Annotated in this window: 16 protein-coding genes; 2 read left to right on the forward strand and 14 right to left on the reverse strand. The window is 67.7% G+C overall.

The features are described from left to right. Positions 1–61 precede the first annotated feature (61 nt). From ALI44B_RS03585 to rplU, 8 genes are all read right to left on the reverse strand, one after another. A complete protein-coding gene (locus tag ALI44B_RS03585) occupies positions 62–1,867 on the reverse strand; it encodes an ICP22 family protein (protein WP_077053345.1) in 1,806 nt (601 codons plus the stop codon). Further along, positions 1,864–2,469, reverse strand: a complete 606-nt coding sequence (nadD, locus tag ALI44B_RS03590; RefSeq protein WP_079727430.1) for a nicotinate-nucleotide adenylyltransferase — start codon at positions 2,467–2,469, stop codon at positions 1,864–1,866. Before nadD ends, ALI44B_RS03585 begins: the two co-directional genes overlap by 4 nt. A gap of 29 nt (positions 2,470–2,498) precedes the next feature. Further along, positions 2,499–2,711 carry a hypothetical protein gene (locus ALI44B_RS15795; RefSeq protein ID WP_077053346.1) on the reverse strand — a complete coding sequence of 71 codons (213 nt, stop codon included), beginning with the start codon at positions 2,709–2,711 and terminating at the stop codon, positions 2,499–2,501. Between the two features lie 86 nt (positions 2,712–2,797). Continuing rightward, positions 2,798–4,129 carry a glutamate-5-semialdehyde dehydrogenase gene (locus ALI44B_RS03600; protein ID WP_083709493.1) on the reverse strand — a complete coding sequence of 444 codons (1,332 nt, stop codon included), beginning with the start codon at positions 4,127–4,129 and terminating at the stop codon, positions 2,798–2,800. A gap of 83 nt (positions 4,130–4,212) precedes the next feature. Then, positions 4,213–5,007 carry a glutamate 5-kinase gene (gene proB / locus ALI44B_RS03605; protein ID WP_179100198.1) on the reverse strand — a complete coding sequence of 265 codons (795 nt, stop codon included), beginning with the start codon at positions 5,005–5,007 and terminating at the stop codon, positions 4,213–4,215. 3 nt (positions 5,008–5,010) lie between these two features. After that, the gene (gene obgE, locus ALI44B_RS03610) at positions 5,011–6,600 is read right to left on the reverse strand and encodes a GTPase ObgE (RefSeq protein WP_077053347.1); all 1,590 of its coding nucleotides are present in this window, start codon (positions 6,598–6,600) and stop codon (positions 5,011–5,013) included. 138 nt (positions 6,601–6,738) lie between these two features. Next, positions 6,739–6,999 (reverse strand): 50S ribosomal protein L27, encoded by a 261-nt coding sequence (rpmA, locus tag ALI44B_RS03615; protein WP_077053348.1) that lies wholly within the window; start codon positions 6,997–6,999, stop codon positions 6,739–6,741. Positions 7,000–7,019: 20 nt separating this feature from the next. Then, positions 7,020–7,328, reverse strand: a complete 309-nt coding sequence (rplU, locus tag ALI44B_RS03620; RefSeq protein ID WP_077053349.1) for a 50S ribosomal protein L21 — start codon at positions 7,326–7,328, stop codon at positions 7,020–7,022. 302 nt (positions 7,329–7,630) lie between these two features. On the opposite strand from rplU, the gene ALI44B_RS03625 reads away from it, so the two are divergent. Further along, a complete protein-coding gene (locus ALI44B_RS03625) occupies positions 7,631–7,921 on the forward strand; it encodes a DUF4031 domain-containing protein (protein WP_077053350.1) in 291 nt (96 codons plus the stop codon). Between the two features lie 46 nt (positions 7,922–7,967). On the opposite strand, the gene ALI44B_RS03630 is transcribed toward ALI44B_RS03625, so the two are convergent. Beyond that, positions 7,968–10,718: an Rne/Rng family ribonuclease gene (locus ALI44B_RS03630; RefSeq protein WP_496507424.1), complete on the reverse strand. Its 2,751-nt coding sequence runs from the start codon at positions 10,716–10,718 to the stop codon at positions 7,968–7,970. Between the two features lie 1,183 nt (positions 10,719–11,901). On the opposite strand from ALI44B_RS03630, the gene ALI44B_RS03635 reads away from it, so the two are divergent. Then, positions 11,902–12,480, forward strand: coding sequence for a vitamin K epoxide reductase family protein (locus tag ALI44B_RS03635; protein ID WP_077053951.1), 579 nt, complete (start codon positions 11,902–11,904; stop codon positions 12,478–12,480). Positions 12,481–12,543: 63 nt separating this feature from the next. On the opposite strand, the gene ndk is transcribed toward ALI44B_RS03635, so the two are convergent. The 5 genes from ndk to ALI44B_RS03660 all read right to left on the reverse strand — a co-directional run bounded on the left by ndk (position 12,544) and on the right by ALI44B_RS03660 (position 19,208). Further along, entirely contained in the window at positions 12,544–12,960 is a 417-nt protein-coding gene (gene ndk, locus ALI44B_RS03640; protein ID WP_077053351.1) for a nucleoside-diphosphate kinase, read from the reverse strand. Continuing rightward, positions 12,960–13,364, reverse strand: coding sequence for a DUF4233 domain-containing protein (locus tag ALI44B_RS03645; RefSeq protein ID WP_077053352.1), 405 nt, complete (start codon positions 13,362–13,364; stop codon positions 12,960–12,962). The genes ndk and ALI44B_RS03645 overlap by 1 nt, the downstream gene beginning before the upstream one ends. Continuing rightward, positions 13,361–14,743, reverse strand: coding sequence for a bifunctional folylpolyglutamate synthase/dihydrofolate synthase (locus ALI44B_RS03650; RefSeq protein ID WP_077053353.1), 1,383 nt, complete (start codon positions 14,741–14,743; stop codon positions 13,361–13,363). Before ALI44B_RS03650 ends, ALI44B_RS03645 begins: the two co-directional genes overlap by 4 nt. Further along, positions 14,736–18,350, reverse strand: a complete 3,615-nt coding sequence (locus ALI44B_RS03655) for an isoleucine--tRNA ligase (protein WP_083709497.1) — start codon at positions 18,348–18,350, stop codon at positions 14,736–14,738. The genes ALI44B_RS03650 and ALI44B_RS03655 overlap by 8 nt, the downstream gene beginning before the upstream one ends. Positions 18,351–18,566: 216 nt before the next feature. Continuing rightward, on the reverse strand, positions 18,567–19,208 hold the full coding sequence (locus ALI44B_RS03660; protein ID WP_238592038.1) for a TetR/AcrR family transcriptional regulator: 642 nt from the start codon (positions 19,206–19,208) through the stop codon (positions 18,567–18,569). Between the last annotated feature and the right edge of the window lie 17 nt (positions 19,209–19,225).

Here is a 19,225-nt window from a genome sequence, read left to right on the forward strand (position 1 = left end):
CCTTTCACGGTGGGGATTCCCACCTGCGCCGCCACGGGCGGAGCGTTGATACGAGGGAGGGCTAGAAGGCGCCCACGACGAAGCCGACGATCACCACGGCGAGCACGGCCGTGAGCAAGGCTCCGGCAGTGATGGCCAGGATGATGAGCAGGCGGTGGTCGCGGCTGGGCGCCGGAGGGTTGATCACGTCGCCCGTCTGCGTGTGCGTGCTGACGGCACGGGCCGCCGAGACGGGGGTGCCGGCCGTTGCGGGCGCGGCCTCTTCGTCGGCCTCGAACATGGTGTCGAGTTCAGCTTTATCGAAGTAGTTGGGGTGCTGCCCCGTGGAGGACAGGCTCGCGGGCAGATCGATCGAACCCGTGACGATCACGTTGCCGTTCGAGGAGATCGGCCCGGTGAGCGAGTCGTTCGTCGGCATGGTGGGCAGGATGAGCGCGTTCGAGGCGGCTTGCGCCTCGGCTGCCTCCACACCACGCGCGATGATGCGGTCGAAGGGCTGCTCGTGCGGAACGGTCGTGCTGGATGCCGTGCCCGCTTCGAGAACCTGCTCGCCGAAGCCTTCGGCGAGCTTGGGCGCGCCGTCTTCGGCGCCGGCTGCGTCGGTGGCGACACCCTCGGCCGAGTCGCCATCATCCGGCGCCGACGACGAAGCGGCGTCGGAGTGGGAGTTCTCGACGACCTCGGGTACGACGATCGTTTCGGGAGTCTTCGCCGAGGCGGAGTCCCGTGACGGAGATCCACCGTCGGTGTCGGTGCCAGCGTCGGCGTCCTCCACGGTCTCGGCGTCGACAGCGTCGCTGGGCGTCGACGCAGCGCCGGTCGCATCATCCGCACCGAGGGGCGTGTAGCTCGAGCGACGCGGGCCCGGTCGACCCGACGTCTGCTCGCCGTCGTCCGAGGCGTTGTCGAGGCGCTCGATGAGCGGAGCCGCATTCGCGGCCGGTTTGCCGATGAAGGCGGGGCGGATGGGGGCGACGGGCGTGGCCGGCTTGGCCGCCACGCCGTTAGAGCCGGCGGCCGCTTCGGCGTCTGCCGCCTCGCGCGAAGCCTCTTCAGCACGCTTGGCTTCCTGGGCAGCCTTCTTCTCGGCACGCTTGGAACGCTTCGATGTTTTCGCGGGGGCGGTCTCTACGGCGTCGTCGCCACCGTGTTCGCCGGCATCGCTCGCCGTGTTGTCGGCGGCTTCGCCGTTCCCGTTAGCGCTGGCTTCAGCGTTGCCGTTCTCGGCCTCGCTGTCTTCGGCGTCACCGGATTCCGCGTCACCGGATTCGACGCCAGCGGATTCGACGTCACTGTCCACGGCAGCGGCCGCGTCCTGTTCGGCAACGTCTGACGACTCCGGCGCGTTCTCAGCTGCACCATCACCCTCACGGCGAAGGTCCTCGGATGCCGCACCGTGGGACGACGAAGCATCGGCTGCGACGGCAGGCGCCGAAGCCGCACGGGCGGCTGCCGCATCCGCCGCACTGATGATGGGAACCGAGGCGGTCTTAGCCTTCTCGAGGTCACGGGCCTGACGCCTCGTCAGCGGGATGCCCGCCTGCGCACGCTTCTCGAGCTCGGCGATCTCTTCGAGGGACAGAGCGGGTGCGGTCTGCCGAGCGGCTTCGGCCTTCTCGGCGTCGGTGGATGCGTCGGCCGCGGCTCGCTCGGCCGCCTGCATGTCGGGAATCTGACCACCGGCAACGGCAGCGGACGTGGAAACGCGCCGCGAACGGGTGGCGGGCGCGGCCGGAACCGTTTTCGCGGCATCGCCCGAGGATGTGGAGCCTTCGCCGGCGCCGACGATGGGCACGCCTTGCGTGTCGACCCCGCGCCGCTCGCGCATCTGGCGGCGGGTGAGTTGTGGCTCGTCGTTCGAACTCATGGGCTACTCCGGTAAAGGTGGTGTTTGGTGATGTACTGCACGACACCGTCGGGAACTAAATACCAGACCGGGAAACCCCGGTTAACCCGGCTCCGACAGTCGGTAGACGATATCGCCAGCGCAGGAACCTCCAGCAAGCTTACGTCTTGCTGGGGCAGCCCCGAGATGTTGAGTGGATGTCCCGGACGACTCACAGCGACGAAGTGGGCCAGTGACCAGAGCTCGTCGTGATCTTTCCAACCCAGGATCTGGGCCACGGCATCGGCCCCCGAGATGAAGAAGAACTCAGCGTCGGGCCGCTGTTTGCGCAGATCGCGCAGAGTGTCGATCGTGTAGGTGGGCCCGCCCCGGTCGATATCGACGCGGCTGACGGTGAACTGCGGGTTGGATGCCGTGGCGATCACGGTCATGAGGTAGCGGTGCTCGCTGCTCGTCACCGTCTGCTTGTGCCACGGGCTGCCCGTGGGGACGAAGATGACTTCGTCGAGTCCGAACGACTGCGCGACCTCACTGGCCGCGACCAAGTGCCCATGGTGAATGGGGTCGAACGTTCCACCCATCACGCCGATGCGTGGCCGGGTGGTGCTCGCGGCGGAGGTCACAGGTCGTCGACTGCTATCTGGCGCCCGACTTAGTGGCCGTGGCCGGAGACGTCGTGGTCGTGAACGCGGCCTGCGCGAGCGTTGGCCTTGGCGGCGTGACGGTTCGCGACGTCGCGGTAGGAGAACGTGGCGAGGCCGAGGAGAATGAAGATGATGGCGGCGATCAGCGCATACATCCAGGTCGGCATGGGCAGCTCGACGTGTGCTTCGGCCGCGGCCAGCACGATGGTCGCAAAGGACATCAGTTCTCCGTTCGATGTTTTTTCACGGCCCCGTGCGCGTTATCACGCCAAAAGAGCCTCGTAGTAGTGTACCGGCTCGGCACGCGCTAGGGGCGAACCTGGCCGGAACCGCGCACGATCCACTTGGTGCTCGTCAATTCGGGGAGGCCCATGGGTCCACGAGCATGAAGCTTCTGGGTGCTGATGCCCACCTCGGCGCCGAACCCGAATTCGGCGCCATCCGTGAACCGCGTCGATGCGTTGACCATGACGACGGCCGAATCGATCTCGGCGAGGAAGCGCTCGGCCGAGGCGACGTCGTCGGTGATGATCGACTCGGTGTGGCCCGTGGAGTAGCGGCGGATGTGCTCGAGGGCCTCGTCGAGGTCGTCGACGATGCGCACGGCGATGTCGAGCGTCATGTACTCGGTCTCCCAGTCCGCCTCGGTGGCGGGCACGACGTCGGGCGCGAGCGCGGCCGTGCGTGCGTCGCCGTGCAGGGTGACACCGGCGGAACGCAGGCGCTCGAGCACCTGGGGCAACACGCGCGCCGCGGCATCCCGGTGCACGAGAAGGGTTTCGACGGCGTTGCACACGCTCGGCCGCTGCACCTTGGCGTTCTCGACGATGTCGATCGCCCAGTCTTCGCGCGCCGAGGCGTCGAGGAAGATGTGCACGACACCCGCCCCTGTCTCGATGACGGGCACCTGCGAGTCACGCACGACGGTTTGGATGAGCGCAGCACTCCCCCGCGGAATCAGAACGTCGACCAGGCCCCTGGCCCGCATGAGCTCGGCGGCACCGGGACGGCCGAAATCGTCGATGGTGTCGACGGCGTCGGCCGGCAGACCGGTACTCGTGAGCGCCTCACGGATGAGGGTGACGAGCACCCGGTTGCTGTTCTCGGCGGCCGTGCCACCGCGCAGGATGACGGCATTACCGCTCTTCAGGGCCAGGGCCGCGATGTCGATCGTCACGTTGGGGCGAGCTTCGTAGATGGCGCCGACGACGCCGAACGGCACGCGCACCTGGTCGATCTTGATGCCGTTGGGGAGGGTGCTGCCGCGCACCGTCTGGCCGATGGGATCGGTGAGGCTCGAGATCTGGCGCACGGCGGCGGCGAGCCCGTGCAGGCGCGACTCGTCGAGACGCAGCCGGTCGAGGAGCCCCGACGCGAGACCGTTCATCTGGCCGGCCTCCAGGTCGAGAGCGTTGGCCTCGACGATGCGCTCGATGTTCGCCTCGATCCCCGCCGCGATGGCGTGCAGGGCGGCGACGCGCTGGTTGCCGGTCGAACCGGCCAGGATGCGGGATGCCGCACGTGCCGCGATCAGGCGCTCGTGCACACCCGACACCACGTCGTCCGCGGGGGCGGCTGCGGGCACCGCGGAAGTGTCGTCACCGGAAACGTGCTGCGAAACATCGGCTGCCAGAGTCATGACCCGAGTTTAGCGATCGGGATGCTCGGGCGACACCGTGTGACGGCCCGACGACGAACGGGGGCGGCTGTGGCGAAAGACGCTTAGCGCGGTTGCGGTTCGAACCAGGTGCCGATCGGAGCGCCCTCAAGCGCCTGCTCGACCAGGGCAGTGGCGGTGACGAGGACGGCGGTGCCGGCATCCGCTGCCAGCCGTGCCGCCGAGACCTTGGTGGCCGCTCCCCCGGTGCCCACGCCCGACGCGGATTCTCCGAACGAGACACCCTCGAGCTGTTCCCCGGCGGCGACGTTGTCGATGCGCTGGGCGCCCGGCTCGCTGGGCGGTTTCGTGTAGAGCGCGTCGACATCGCTCAACAACACGAGCACATCGGCGCGGACGAGTTGCGACACGAGGGCCGCGAGTCGGTCGTTGTCGCCGAAGCGGATCTCGTGCGTCGCGACCGTGTCGTTCTCGTTGACGATGGGCAAGATGCGGAGCGACAGAAGCCGTTCCATCGCACGCTCGGCGTTGCTGCGGTGCGTCGGGTTCTCGAGGTCGCCCGCGGTCAGGAGAACCTGGCCGGCGACGATGTCGTAGCGGCGCAGGCTGTCCTGGTAGCGGTAGATGAGCACGTTCTGACCGACGGCGGCCGCGGCCTGTTGCGTGGCCAGGTCCGTGGGCCTCGAGTCGAGGCGCAGATGCGGCATTCCGGTCGCGATGGCACCGGACGACACCAGGATGACCTCGACCCCACGCCCGAACGCCCGCGCGAGCGCATCGACGAGGGGCTCGATCTGACCGGCGTTGTCGCCCGAAATCGAGGACGACCCGACCTTCACGACGACGCGTCGGGCGGCGGCGATGTCGCCGCGCCCGCGCACCTGCACAGCTTGCGCCATGTGTTACTCGGCTTTCTCCTCGGAGGAACCCTCGTGTTCGGAGCCCTCGGCGCCGGATGTCGCAGCCGAATCGGCCTCGGCATCGTTCTCTTCGTCGACGTTCCACAACCCGGCTTCGCGTTCGCGCGCCAGCTCGGCACGCGCTTCGGCTTTGGCATCCATGCGCTCGAAGTAGTTCTCGCGGCGCTGGTTGCGGGTTGGGCGGAAGTTGTCGTCGAGTCGAGCGTCGGCACCACGCGGTGTGGTGATGAGCTCGGCAGTCGACGTGAGCGTGGGCTCCCAGTCGAAGACGACACCCTGGCCGGGGCCGATGACGACGGTCGAGCCGGCGACAGCGCCCGCCTTGAAGAGCTGGTCTTCGACGCCGAGCTTGGCCAGGCGGTCGGCGAGGAAGCCGACGGCCTCGTCGTTGGTGAAGTCGGTCTGCGCCACCCACCGCTGCGGCTTCTCGCCCAGGATGCGGTAGACGTTGCCGTAGGTGCCACCCTCGACGACGACCTTGAAGCCGCTGTCGTTGACGGCCTGCGGGCGGATGACGATGCGGGGGCGAGCGGCGGCCTCGGCTTCACGGGCACGGCGTTCGGTCTCGACGAGCTCGCCGAGCGCGTAGGACAGCTGACGCAGGCCCTCGTGGCTCACGGTCGAGATCTCGAACACGCGATAGCCGCGGGCCTCGAGGTCTGGCTTCACAAAGTCCGCGAGTTCCCGCCCCTCGGGCACGTCGATCTTATTGAGCGCGATGAGCTGCGGTCGCTCGAGCAGCGGCGTCTGGCCTTCGGGCACGGGGTATTTGCCGAGCTCGTTGAGGATGATGTCGAGATCGGTGAGCGGGTCGCGCCCGGGTTCGAGCGTGGCGCAGTCGAGAACGTGCAGCAGCGCGGAGCACCGCTCCACGTGACGCAGGAACTCGAGCCCCAGGCCCTTGCCTTCGCTGGCACCCTCGATGAGACCGGGCACGTCGGCCACGGTGTAGCGGGCGTCACCGGCCTGAACGACGCCGAGGTTGGGGTGCAGCGTGGTGAACGGGTAGTCGGCGATCTTGGGCTTGGCGGCCGAGATGGCGGCGACCAGGCTGGACTTGCCCGCGGACGGGTAGCCGACGAGCGCGATGTCCGCGACGATTTTGAGTTCGAGGAAGACGTCGCCTTCCCAACCCGGCGTTCCGAGCAGGGCGAAACCGGGTGCCTTGCGCTTGGTGCTGGAGAGGGCCGCGTTGCCGAGGCCGCCCTGGCCGCCGGGGGCGACGACGAAACGCATGCCGGGTTCGACGAAGTCGACCAGCTCGTTGCCGTCGGCGTCTTTCACGACCGTGCCGACGGGGACCGCGAGTTCCATCTCTTCGCCCATGAAGCCGGCGCGGTGGTCGCCCATTCCGGCGCCGCCGTTCTGGGAGTGACGGTGGGGGGCGCGGTGGTAGGCCAGCAGTGTGGTGGTCTGCGTATCGGAGACGAGGACGATGTCGCCGCCGTGCCCGCCGTTGCCACCATCGGGGCCGGCGAGGGGCTTGAACTTCTCGCGTTTCACCGAAACGCAACCGTTTCCGCCGTTACCCGCACGCAAGTGCAGTGTTACTCGATCGACGAATGTCGCCACGAGCCCACCTCCTTCACCCTCAATTGTTCGCCGGATGTCGCCCGACGGTGTTGTAGCTAAAAAAACAGTGGGCGAGCCGAGGCTCGCCCACTGTCAGAAATCACTGCGACGCTTATCGCGCCGCTCGCGAATCGATGCTTATTCGGCAGCCGATGCGACGATGTTGACAACCTTGCGGCCGCCCTTGTTGCCGAACTCGACCGCGCCGGCCGAGAGGGCGAACAGCGTGTCGTCGCCGCCACGCCCGACGTTCACGCCGGGGTGGAAGTGCGTGCCGCGCTGGCGGACGATGATCTCGCCCGCGAGGACGACCTGACCGCCGAAGCGCTTGACACCGAGACGCTGTGCGTTGGAGTCACGACCGTTGCGAGTGGAACTCGCACCCTTCTTGTGTGCCATCTGTTCTTCTCCTCGATGCCTTACTTGATGCCGGTGATCTTGACGCGCGTGAGCTCCTGACGGTGCCCCTGACGCTTCTTGTAACCGGTCTTGTTCTTGAACTTCTGGATGACGATCTTCGGACCGCGAAGGTTGCCGAGAACCTCTGCCGTGACGGTCACCTTGGCGAGCGAACCCGCGTCAGAGGTGATCTTGTCGCCATCGACGAGCAGGACAGCAGCGAGCTCGACGTTGCCTTCTGCATTGGCCTTGATCCGGTCCATCGTGACGATGGTGCCGACCTCTACCTTTTCTTGCCGACCGCCGGCGCGCACAACTGCGTAAACCACTACTCGTACCTATCTTTGGGGAGCTCTACGCTCCGGTGAACATATTTCGGACAGTCACTGCCCGATGTTTCAGACAACTCCTGCACAGATTGAACGAGTCCGGATGGATATCCACACCGCTCGAGACCTGCACCGGTTGATCTGTACCGTTCGGCACCCCGCGAACGGGATGGCCTGCCGGTGTCAGAAAACCTGTGTGATGCGCGGATTGAACAACGCACACCAACGGTCAACTCTACTCGATTACTTCTTCGGCCACAAATGCGACCGGAGCTCTCTCGACACGTTCCTAAGATTGTCTCATGACCATCCTGATCGACCCGGCCGACTGGCCGGCCCACGACACGTTCTGGTCACATTTGGTGAGCGATTCTTCGATCGAGGAGTTGCACGACTTCGCGAAACGCAATGACGTGCCGCCGCGCAGTTTCGACCTGGACCATTATGACGTTCCCGCCCGCGCCTATGAGCGATTGATCGCGGCCGGGGCAGTTCCTGTTCCGTCGAACGAACTGGTGCGGCGCCTGATCGCTTCCGGCCTTCGGGTAAAGGCGAAGGACCGAGCTCGAAAGCCCGGTCCTTCGTCGCGCTGAGCTGCCCCGAGAGGTGCGTTTCCGCATCCGGGGCAGCGTTGCGCCGTTAGTTCTCTTGAGCGTCTTCCGCGCGCTTCACCGGCGTGGGCTCGTGGCGCACGGGCGTGCCCTGCAGAGCGGCCGTGGTGACGCGACGGCTCTTGGAGCGACCCTGGCCGGGCTGCTTGGGCTCGGGCAGCGCGTCGAGCACGGAGCCGAGCAGGTCGTCCGCGTTGCGACGCACCGGACGCTCGACCTTGTTCGCCACGATGGGCAGGTCGAGAATGCGGGCGGGCTCGGCCTGGCGCTCGGGCGTGGCTTCGCGGGGAGGGTTCGACGCCTCGGTTGCGGGAGCCTCGACAGGAGCGGCGGAGCGCTCGACGGGGGCGGCCGTCGACTCGGCGGGCGCTGAGGCATCCGTGTTGAATGCCTCGGGCCCGCGTTCGTCGCGCGGTGCGCGATCGTTCTGCTGCTTGTCGCGCTTGTTGCGGCTGCGCTTCTTGCGCGGCGACTCCGAGGCCGAGTCGCCTGACCCGTTCTGCTGGCCGTTGCTTGACTGCTGGCCGCCCTGCTGAGCGTCGCGACGAGAGTTGTCGCCGTTCGTCTCGGTGGATGCGGCGACCTGGCCCTGTGCGGAACCGTGCGCGTCGTGCTCGCCCTGCGCCGACTCGTCTCCCGCGGGGTGCGCGGCCAGCGTGCTGGCGGCGATCTGGGCGAGAGCGTTCTTGGCGTCATCCGTGATGGCGTGGGCGGCCTTCGCGGCCTGGCTCAGGGCGTTGCCGTTGCCGTTGCCGCCTCCATTGTTGGCACCGCCGTTGTTGTTGCCACCGTTGTTGCCGTTGCCGCCGTTGTTGCCATTGTTGCCGTTCGACGAACCGTTGTTGCCGTTGCCGTTCTGGCCCTTGCCGCCGCGGCGACGCTCCGGCTGGGGCGTCTGCTGCTGCTGGCGGTGCTTGAACACGGGTTCGTGGTGCACGATGACGCCGCGGCCGGCGCAGGTCTCGCACGGCTCGGAGAACGACTCGAGCAGGCCGAGGCCCAGCTTCTTTCGCGTCATCTGCACGAGGCCGAGCGAGGTGACCTCGGCGACCTGGTGCTTGGTGCGGTCACGGGAGAGGCATTCGACCATGCGCCGCAGCACGAGGTCGCGGTTGTTCTCGAGCACCATGTCGATGAAGTCGACGACGATGATTCCGCCGATGTCGCGCAGACGCAGCTGGCGCACGATCTCTTCGGCCGCTTCGAGGTTGTTCTTGGTGACGGTCTCCTCGAGGTTTCCCCCGGAGCCGACGAACTTGCCCGTGTTGACGTCGATGACCGTCATGGCCTCGGTGCGGTCGATGACGAGCGAACCGCCGGACGGCAGCCAGACCTTGCGGTCGAGCGCCTTCTCGATTTGTTCGCTGATGCGGTACTCGTCGAAGGAGTCTTTCTGGCCTTCGTAGCGTTCGACACGCTCGAGCAGGTCGGGGGCGACTCCGCGCAGGTAGCTCTCGATGACCTCGCGAGCGTCGTCGCCGTCGATGACCATCTTCTGGAAGTCCTCGTTGAAGACATCCCGGACGATCTTGATCAGCAGATCAGGCTCGGAGTGCAGCAGCGCGGGGGCCTGGACCGACTCGACCTGGCGCGAGATCTCGGCCCACTGGTTGATGAGGCGGTTGACGTCGAGCGTGAGCTGCTCTTCGGTCGCACCCTCGGCGGCGGTGCGCACGATGACACCGTTGTTGTCGGGCAGGACCTCTTTGAGGATCTTCTTGAGGCGCGCGCGCTCGGTGTCGGGCAGCTTGCGGCTGATGCCGTTCATCGACCCGTTGGGCACGTACACGAGGTAGCGGCCGGGCAGCGAGACCTGGCTCGTGAGACGGGCACCCTTGTGGCCGACGGGGTCCTTGGTGACCTGCACGAGGACGCGGTCGCCGGGCTTGAGCGCCAGTTCGATGCGGCGGGGCTGGTTGCCGGTTTCGGCGGCATCCCAGTCGACCTCGCCGGAGTAGAGGACGGCGTTGCGGCCGCGGCCGATGTCGACGAAGGCGGCTTCCATGCTGGGCAGCACGTTCTGCACGCGGCCCAGGTAGACGTTGCCGATGAGCGAGGCGTCCTGGTTGCGGGCCACATAGTGCTCGACGAGCACGCCGTCTTCGAGCACACCGATCTGGATGCGGCTGTGCTTCGAGCGCACGACCATCTTGCGGTCGACGGACTCGCGGCGGGCGAGGAACTCGGCCTCGGTCACGACCGTGCGGCGGCGCCCGGCGTCGCGACCGTCGCGGCGGCGCTGCTTCTTGGCCTCGAGGCGGGTCGAACCCTTGATGCGCTGCGGTTCGGTGATGAGCTCGGGTTCGCGCGGCTGACGCACCTTGACGACCGTATTGGCCGGCTCGGTGCCCGATGAACGGTCTTCTTCGCCGGAGCGGCGGCGGTTACGGCGGCGGGCCGAGGAGGACTCGGTGTCGTCGTCGCGGTCGTCGCGGGCACGGTCGTCGCGGGCACGGTCGTCGCGGGCACGGTCGTCGCGGGCACGGTCGTCGCGGGCACGGTCGTCGCGGGCGCGGTCGTCACGCGAGCGGTCGTCACGAGAGCGGTCGTCGCGGTCGTCGCGGTCACGGTCACGGTCATCGCGCGAGTAGCGGTCGGTGCGGTCGGAGGCGTTGCGGCCACCCTGGTCACGCGAACGGCGGTCGTCGTCGCGCGAACGACGGTCGTTGCGGGAGGAACCCGAGCGGTCGCGCCATCCGCGGTCGTCGTCGCGGTCGTCGGCCACCTGCGGCAGAACCGGAGGCGCCTGGAAGATGAGCAGCGTCGACGGTGCCGACACGAATGGCGCCGGGGCCGCTTCGGGTTCGGCAGTCGGCGTGGATGCAGCGGCGGGCGTTTCGGCGCCTGCGACCGCTTCTCGCTTCGAGCCGGACGTTGCAGGCTCGGCAGCGGCAGCCGACGAGTCTGAGGTGGAGGAGGAGGCGGAGGACGCGTCATCTGCGCCAGCAGTGACGGATGCAGAGGCCGGGGCCCCAGCGGCGTCGGAGCGAGAACCGTCGGTGCCCGCGGCGTCAGCGGTGCTCGCGGCATCCTGAACCACGGTGGCGCCCGCAGCGTCAGCGTCAGCAGCGTCGGCCTCGTTAGTGGCCTCGGGGGCGTCAGCAGCGTCGGTTGAGTCGGCGGCGGCGGCGGTGGTGGTGGTGTCAGCATCCGTGGCTTCAGCAGCCTCCGTGGTGTCGGAGACGTCAGCGGCGGCTGCGTGGCCCGCGGCAGGCGGTGACTGAACGTCGTCAGTCTCGGTGCTAGGCGTCTCGCTGCCGGGCGTCTCGGCGGCCGCAGTTTCGACCGGCAACGCCTCGTCCCCGAACGGCGCGTCAGTCACGGCTTCAGCCGAGTCCGCACCCTCGAATGGAGACTCGGGGGCGACGTGCGGCGTCTGGGTGTCGGACGCTTCGGTGTTGGGCGTCTCGGTGCTCGCGTCGCTCAGGGCGTCGTTCGCGGTGGTCTCGCCAGATTCGGACGAGTTGGAATCAATATTCTTTTTCACCATTACTGGTGCACTCCTCATCCGGCGAAGTGGCCGCGCCACCCTGCCGGGAAATCTCTGGTGGAGCAGCGCTGGTGCGCCGGTTCCACTCGTTAACACTCACAGCAACCGGCCACGTGGCTCTGGTCACCCTTCGGCCGATCACCGTGATCGGCACACAACTGCACTCTCCCCCGTATCAATTCGCTCGCGAAACACTCGCGGTGCGATTCGGATGACTCGGGTTCGGTGTAGCAAAGACATCATGCGTTGTCGGAGCGCGGCCCCGACGGTGCGCGTCCATTATCGCACGCACACGCCTCGGGGTGCGCGACATTCGAAGGGTTGGCTCGAACGCGCGTGCCATAATCCGACTGTGTCCCGAGAAACCGCCGCCCGCTCCCCCGAAAACGCCCGCCGCACGTCTGACGTCGGTGACGACATCGACACGGACGACGACACGCGAGACGGTGGCGCTGAGCATGCGGCGGGGCGCATCCATCCTCGTGGCCTCGCGATTTTCCTGATCATCGCCGGTGTCATCGGCTGGATCGCGGCCTTCCAGCTGACGATCGAGAAGTTTCACCTGCTGCAGAACCCGGGGTCGACGGCATCCTGCGACTTCAACATCGTCGTGCAGTGCGGCGCGAACCTGGGCTCGGCTCAGGGCGCCCTCTTCGGTTTTCCCAACCCGCTGATCGGCCTGGGTGCGTGGGTCGCGCCCATCGCGGTCGGCGTGGCGATCCTGGCCGGCGCCCGTTTCGCGCGCTGGTTCTGGGTGGCCTTCAACATCGGGTTGCTCGGCGCCCTCGTCTTCGTCATCTGGCTCATCAGCCAGAGCATCTTCGTGCTGGGCACCCTGTGCCCGTGGTGCATGGTGACGTGGTCGGTGACCATTCCCGCGTTCCTCGCGGTCACGCTCTACAACCTCGGGTCGGGCAACATCCCGGTCAGTGCATCGGCGCGGCGCGTGGCACGGTCACTGGCCGGATGGGTGCCGCTCATCACCGTGCTCTGCTACGTGGTGATCGCCATCCTGGCTCAGGTGCGTCTCGACTTCCTGTCGTTCCTGTAACCGCCCGCGCAGACGAAAACGGCCGGTTCTCCCGAGGGAGACCGGCCGTTTTCGTCGGAGCGGTTACTTGAACCAGAGCGTCAGTTCGCGCGCCGCCGACTCGGGGCTGTCAGATCCGTGCACCAGGTTCTGCTGCACCTTGAGGCCCCAGTCGCGGCCGAGGTCGCCGCGGATGGTGCCCGGCAGAGCCGTGGTGGGGTCGGTCGCGCCGGCGAGGGCACGGAAGCCCTCGATCACGCGGTCGCCGGCCACGCGGATGGCGACGATCGGGCCCGAGAGCATGAACTCGACGAGCGGCTCGAAGAAGGGCTTGCCCTCGTGCTCGGCGTAGTGCTCGGCGAGCAGCTCGCGCTCGGCCTCGACGAGCTTGATGTCGACGAGCGAGTAGCCCTTGGCCTCGATGCGGCGCAGGATCTCACCGGTCAGGCTGCGGGCGACGCCGTCGGGCTTCACCAGGACGAGTGTTTCTTGAACGGCCATTATTCGGTCTCCAGAGTGTTGTGCGAGTTGTTTCTGCGGTCTATGCGTCCTCCGGCATACATGGCGTACACCCAGATCGCGACGAACAGGATGCCGACCACGAACATGGCGGGCACGAAGATGCCGGTAGCCACGATAGCGGCTTGCAGCACCCAGCCGAGGATGATTCCGGCGGGCGTGTGCAGCAACCCGATCGCCGCGAACAGCGCCAGGCAGAAGACGGCCCCGCCGATCAGCGCGGGGGCGGGCGGCAGCGCCTTGAGGCCGAAGATCACGAGCGCGGCCAGGAAGACGACGACGGTTTCGAAGCCCAGGACGATCGAGGCGACGAGTTCGGTGACGCTGCGCTGACGGCGGGGGCGACCGGCGCGGCCGCCTCCTCGGCCCGAGAAGAGTCCGCTCACGGTTTCCACTCCTCGTCGCGCGCCAGGTCGATGACCTCGCCGACGACCGTGATCGAACCGGTCACGACGACGAGCCGCTTGGGTGATTCGGCGGCCCACTGGCGGGCGTTCTGCACGGCGTCTTCGACCCGATCCAGCACGAAGACGTCTTCGAGGCCCGTGGCGACGTGCGCGATCTCGGCCAGGGCGTCGGCCGGGATGGCGCGCTCCGACTCGGATTCGGTGACGTAGAGGCGTGTGGCGACGGGCCCGAGCGCAGTGAGGATACCCGCGGCATCCTTGTCGTCGAGCACGCCGACGACGATCGCGACCTCGTCGAAGTCGAAATACTCGTCGATGGCGACGCGCAAGGAGAGCGCACCGTGCGGGTTGTGCGCGGCATCCACGAGGACGGTGGGTTCGGTGCCGACGAGCTGCAGTCGACCGGGCGACGTGACCTCGGCGAGACCCTCGGTGAGGATCTCGGCCGACAGCGCATGCCCGCCCGAGCCGATGAAGGTCTCGACAGCCGCGATAGCCACGGCGGCGTTCTGGCCCTGGTGTGAGCCATAGAGGGGCAGGTAGAGCTCCTCGTAGGTGGACGCGATGCCGCGGACGGCGAGCATCTGGCCGCCGACCGCGACCGTGTCACCGGTCAGCTCGAAGTCGCGTCCCTCGACGGCCAGGCTGGCCTCGCTGAGTTCGGCCGCGCGCTGCAGCTCGGCCAGGGCCTCGGGCTTCTGCTGGGCCGTGACGACCTCGGAGGCCGGCTTGATGATGCCCGCCTTGGTGCGCGCGATCTCGGCGATGGTCGAGCCGAGACGCTGCACGTGGTCGATGTCGATGGGGGTGAAGACAGCGACGCGGGCGTCGGCGACGTTCGTGGAATCCCACTCGCCGCCCATGCCCACCTCGACCACGGCGACGTCGATGGGCGCGTCGGCGAAGGCCGCGAACATGAGCACCGTCAGCGCTTCGAAGAACGTGAGCGGGCCCTCGCCGCGTTCGGCGAGCCACGCGTCGGTCATCTCGAGGTAGGGCGAGATGTCCTCCCAGTTGTCGGCCAGCGCGGCATCCGAGATCGGCTCGCCGTCGATGACGATGCGCTCGTTGAACGACACCAGGTGCGGGCTCGTGAACAGGCCCGTTCGCAACCCGTAGGCACGCAGGATGCTCTCGATGATGCGCGACGTGCTGGTCTTGCCGTTGGTGCCCGTGAGATGGATCATCGGGTAAGCGTGGTGCGGGTCGCCGAGCAGTTCGACGGCGTGGCGCGTGGCGTCGAGTCGCGGGCGGGGCGAACCCTCACCCGAGCGCGCCATGAGCGCCTGGTAGACGCCCGCGGCGCGATCGGCGTCGTCCGAGAACAGGCCGTCGCCGGCGGATGAGCGATCAGACATCGATGCTCCTTTCGGTCTTGCGCACGGCCACCACGAAGCGGCCCGCGTTGGCGAACTGAGCCGCCTTCACATCCTGGAAGAAGTCGGGCGCGAAGGGAACCGCCACGGGCAACCACTCGGCGGGCGAGACGGCGCTCGACGCGTCGAGGTCGAAACCGGTCGACGGCGAGGCGACCTCGAACGAGGTGGCCAGGGTCTCGCCGGGCACGTCGACACTCGAACGTGCCAGGGCGATGGCCTCGGCATCCCGCTCGTCGAAGAAGACGACGCCCAGGTCGATGCGATCGCTCACCTCGAAGCCGGCGGCCTTACGCGTGTCTTGCACGGCCCGGATGAGGTCGCGCGACAGCCCCTCGGCCTCGAGCTCGGGCGTGAGCTGCGTGTCGAGGATGACGAAACCGCCGCCCGGCAGCAACGCCAGCACGTTCTCGGCACCGTCGACCGACTGCGTCTCGAGCACGAGGTCGTATTCGCCCTCGACGAGCTCGATTCCGCCGGCCGTCACAACGCCGTCGGTCTCGGACCAGTCGCCCGAGCGCGCGGCCTTGATGACCTGCTGCACGTTCTTGCCGAGGCGGGGGCCAGCGGCGCGCGCGTTGACCGTGAGGCGCGACGTGATGCCGTGCTCGGCCGCGCTCTCGTCGGTCTGCTCGGCCACGCTCACGCGCTTGACGTTGAGCTCGTCGCGCAGGATGCCCTCGAACGGCGCCAGTGCCTCGGCGTTGGCCGTGACGACCGTGAGCTCGGCCAGGGGCAGGCGCACGCGCAGACCCGCCTGCTTGCGCAGGGCCTGGGCCGTGGAGCTGATCTGGCGGATGCGGTCCATGGCCTCGACCAGGCGGTGATCCTCGGGCAGGTGCTCGGGGTTCGGCCAGTCTTCCAGGTGCACGCTGCGGCCGCCGGTCAGGTCCTTCCAGACCCGCTCAGACACGAGCGGGATGAGCGGAGCCGCCACCCGCGCGAGGGTTTCGAGGACCGTGTACAGCGTGTCGAACGCCTCGCGACCGGCGCCGTTCTCGTCCACGCCCTGCCAGAAGCGGTCGCGCGAACGCCGCACATACCAGTTGGTCAAAACGTCGGCGAAGTCGCGCAGCTTGGCGGCCGCAATCGTCGCATCGAGGTTCTCGAGGTTGTCCGTCACGTCGACAACGAGTTCACGTGTCTTGGCAAGGATGTAGCGGTCGAGAACGTCGGTGGAGGTCGCATCCCAGCGCGCCTCGTAACCGCCCTCACGAGCGGTGTTGGCGTAGAGCGCGAAGAAGTACCACGTATTCCAGAACGGCAGCAGCAGCTGACGGACGCCCTCGCGAATGCCCTCCTCGGTGACGATGAGGTTGCCGCCGCGCAGCACCGAGCTCGAGACGAGGAACCAGCGCATGGCGTCGGAGCCGTCGCGGTCGAACACCTCGGAGACATCGGGGTAGTTGCGCAGCGACTTCGACATCTTCTGGCCGTCGCTGCCCAGCACGATTCCGTGGCTGATGACGTTGGTGAATGCCGGGCGGTCGAACAACGCGGTCGAGAGCACGTGCAGGAGGTAGAACCATCCGCGGGTCTGGCCGATGTACTCGACGATGAAGTCCGCCGGGTTGTGCGACTCGAACCACTCGCGGTTCTCGAACGGGTAGTGCACCTGGGCGAACGGCATCGAGCCCGAGTCGAACCAGACATCCAGCACGTCGGGGATGCGACGCATGGTCGACTGGCCGGTTGGATCGTCGGGGTTGGGACGCGTCAGCTCGTCGATGTAAGGGCGGTGCAGATCGGTGGGGCGCACGCCGAAGTCGCGCTCGAGCTCGTCGAGCGAGCCGTAGACGTCGATGCGCGGGTAGTCGGGGTTGTCGCTCTTCCACACGGGGATGGGCGAACCCCAGTAGCGGTTGCGGCTGATCGACCAGTCGCGGGCGTTGCCGAGCCACTTGCCGAACTGACCGTCTTTCACGTTGGCCGGGACCCAGTTGATCTCCTGGTTGAGGTCTTCCATGCGGTCGCGGAAGTCGGGCACGCGCACGAACCAGCTCGAGACGGCCTTGTAGATGAGCGGGTTGCGGCAGCGCCAGCAGTGCGGGTAGGAGTGCTCGTAGCTGGCCTGGCGCAGCAGGCGACCCTCGGCCTTCAGCAGCTGCGTGAGCGGCTTGTTGGCGTCGAACCAGTGCAGCCCGGCGACCTCGGTGATCTCGGAGACGAAACGTCCGCCCGCGTCGAGCGAGAGGATGACGGGGATGCCCGCCGCCTCGCAGATCTTCTGGTCTTCCTCACCATAGGCGGGGGCCTGGTGCACGATGCCCGTGCCGTCGGAGGTCGTGACGTAGTCGGCCACCAGCACGCGCCAGGCGTTCTCGGTGCCCCACGTCTCGGTGTCGGCGTAGTAGTCGAAGAGGCGGTCGTAGGCGACGTCTTCGAGTTCGCGGCCGACGACCGTGCGGCGGATCGAGGCCTTCGCCTCGTCGGCCGAGTCGTAGCCGAGCTCCTTGGCATAGTTGCCCACCAGGTCGATGGCGATGAGGTATTCGCCGCCGAGAACCTCGACCGAGAGTGCGGGGTGTGCGGCAGAGTCACCGGATGACTGGATGCTGCCGGGTGCGGAGTGCTCGTGTTCGCCGGCGCCGTCGCCCTCGCGGCGGGCCTCGACCTGGGGAGCGGCGGGCGCGTGGTCGGCGGAGGCGTCGACCGAGGATTCCTCGCGCTGCACCGTTGCGTCGGGCGTGCCGTTCGGCCCGGCGGGTACGACGGCATAGACGATGTCCGGACCGACCGCGAGGGCCATGTTGGTCGGCAGCGTCCACGGGGTCGTGGTCCAGGCCAAGGCGCGCACGCCCGTAAGGCCCAGCGTTTCGGCTTTCGGCCCGACGAGCGGGAACGTGACCGTGACGGTCTGGTCCTGACGCATCTTGTACACGTCGTCGTCCATGCGCAGCTCGTGATTGCTGAGCGGGGTCTCGTCGCGCCAGCAGTACGGCAGCACGCGGTAGCCCTCGTAGGCGAGGCCCTTGTCGTGCAGGCGCTTGAACGCCCAGATCACCGACTCCATGTAAGTGATGTCGAGCGTCTTGTAGTCGTTGTCGAAGTCCACCCAGCGCGCCTGGCGCGTGACATACTCCTGCCACTGGTCGGTGTACTTCAGCACCGAGGAGCGCGCGGCGTCGTTGAACGCGGCCAGGCCCATCTCCTCGATCTGGCTCTTGTCGGTGATGCCCAGCTGCCGCTCGGCCTCGAGCTCGGCGGGCAGGCCGTGCGTGTCCCAGCCGAAGCGGCGGTGCACCTGCTTGCCGCGCATGGTCTGGAAGCGCGGGAAGACATCCTTGGCATAGCCCGTCAGCAGGTGGCCGTAGTGCGGCAGACCGTTGGCGAAGGGCGGGCCGTCGTAGAAGACCCATTCGTCGTCGCCGGCGCGCTGGTCGACCGAGGCCTGGAAGGTGCCGTCCTCTTTCCAGAACGAGAGGATGTCGGTCTCGATGTCGGGGAAGCGCGGCGAGGGCGTGACGCCGAAAGCGGCTCCGGGGACGCTGGGCTTGGCGTCGCTCGGCGCGGCAGATGCGGCGGCGTCCGAGTTCGCGGGAACGGAATTCGATGGGGCATCGCCCGATTGGGCACGGCGCGGGTACATGTCTCTCCTGGCAGGTCATCTCCTGCGAGGACGTCGCTCACGCAACGCGGTACCACCTCGCTTGCCCCCGCGACGGATGCTGTCGCGAGAACCGCTCATTCGGCTGTGACGGGCCCACCCGTTCGGTTCTACCGGCGCCCCGGCGAACCGGTGCGTTTTCTTCCGAAGGCTTCCCGGTGATGGCCGGATCGACGCCTGTGCCTCAAGTCTACGGCGTCAGGCGCCGAAACCCGAGCACACCGGTCGGATGGCTCGCTCGATGTCGTCGGCAAGCTCGCCGCGTGCCACCCCGGCGCTCGCCCAGTGCATGGCCCCCGCGGCGGCCGCAGCGACGACGGCGGCCGCGAAGGAACGAACGACGAGGGGGTCGGCGTCCCTGGCAGCGGCGCCGGGGCGAGCGGTGTCGGAGGAGGTGGCGCCGGAGGGAGCGGCGGGTGCGCCGATCGAGCGCTCGATCAGGGACATAGCTCGCGACATCCGGATGAGGCCCGATGCCTGCAACTCGGCCGAGGTGCCCATGATCTCGCGCTGCGTGAAGCCGAGAGGAACACGGCTGTGCGGATGCTGGTGAGCGACCTCGGCGAGGGCGGCGCACACGGTGTCGATGCGGGCGGCGAAGCTGGCGGCCGGTTCGGAGGCGTCCGCCGCGAGGGCCGTCTCGAGCGCGTCGAGGGCGGTATCGACATCCACCCAGAGCAGGTCTGATTTCGAGCCGAAGTAGTTGAAGAAGGTGTTGCGGCTGACGCCGGCCCGGCGCGCCACCTGATCGATCGTCGTGCCCGTGTAGGTCTGCTCGAGGAAGAGTTCGGCGGCGGCGTCTTCGAGGATCTGTTTCGACGACAGTTTGGGTCTTCCCACGGATGCGGAATATTTCG

The sequence above is a fragment of the Leifsonia sp. ALI-44-B genome (genome assembly GCF_001984125.1).
Lineage (GTDB): Bacteria > Actinomycetota > Actinomycetes > Actinomycetales > Microbacteriaceae > Okibacterium.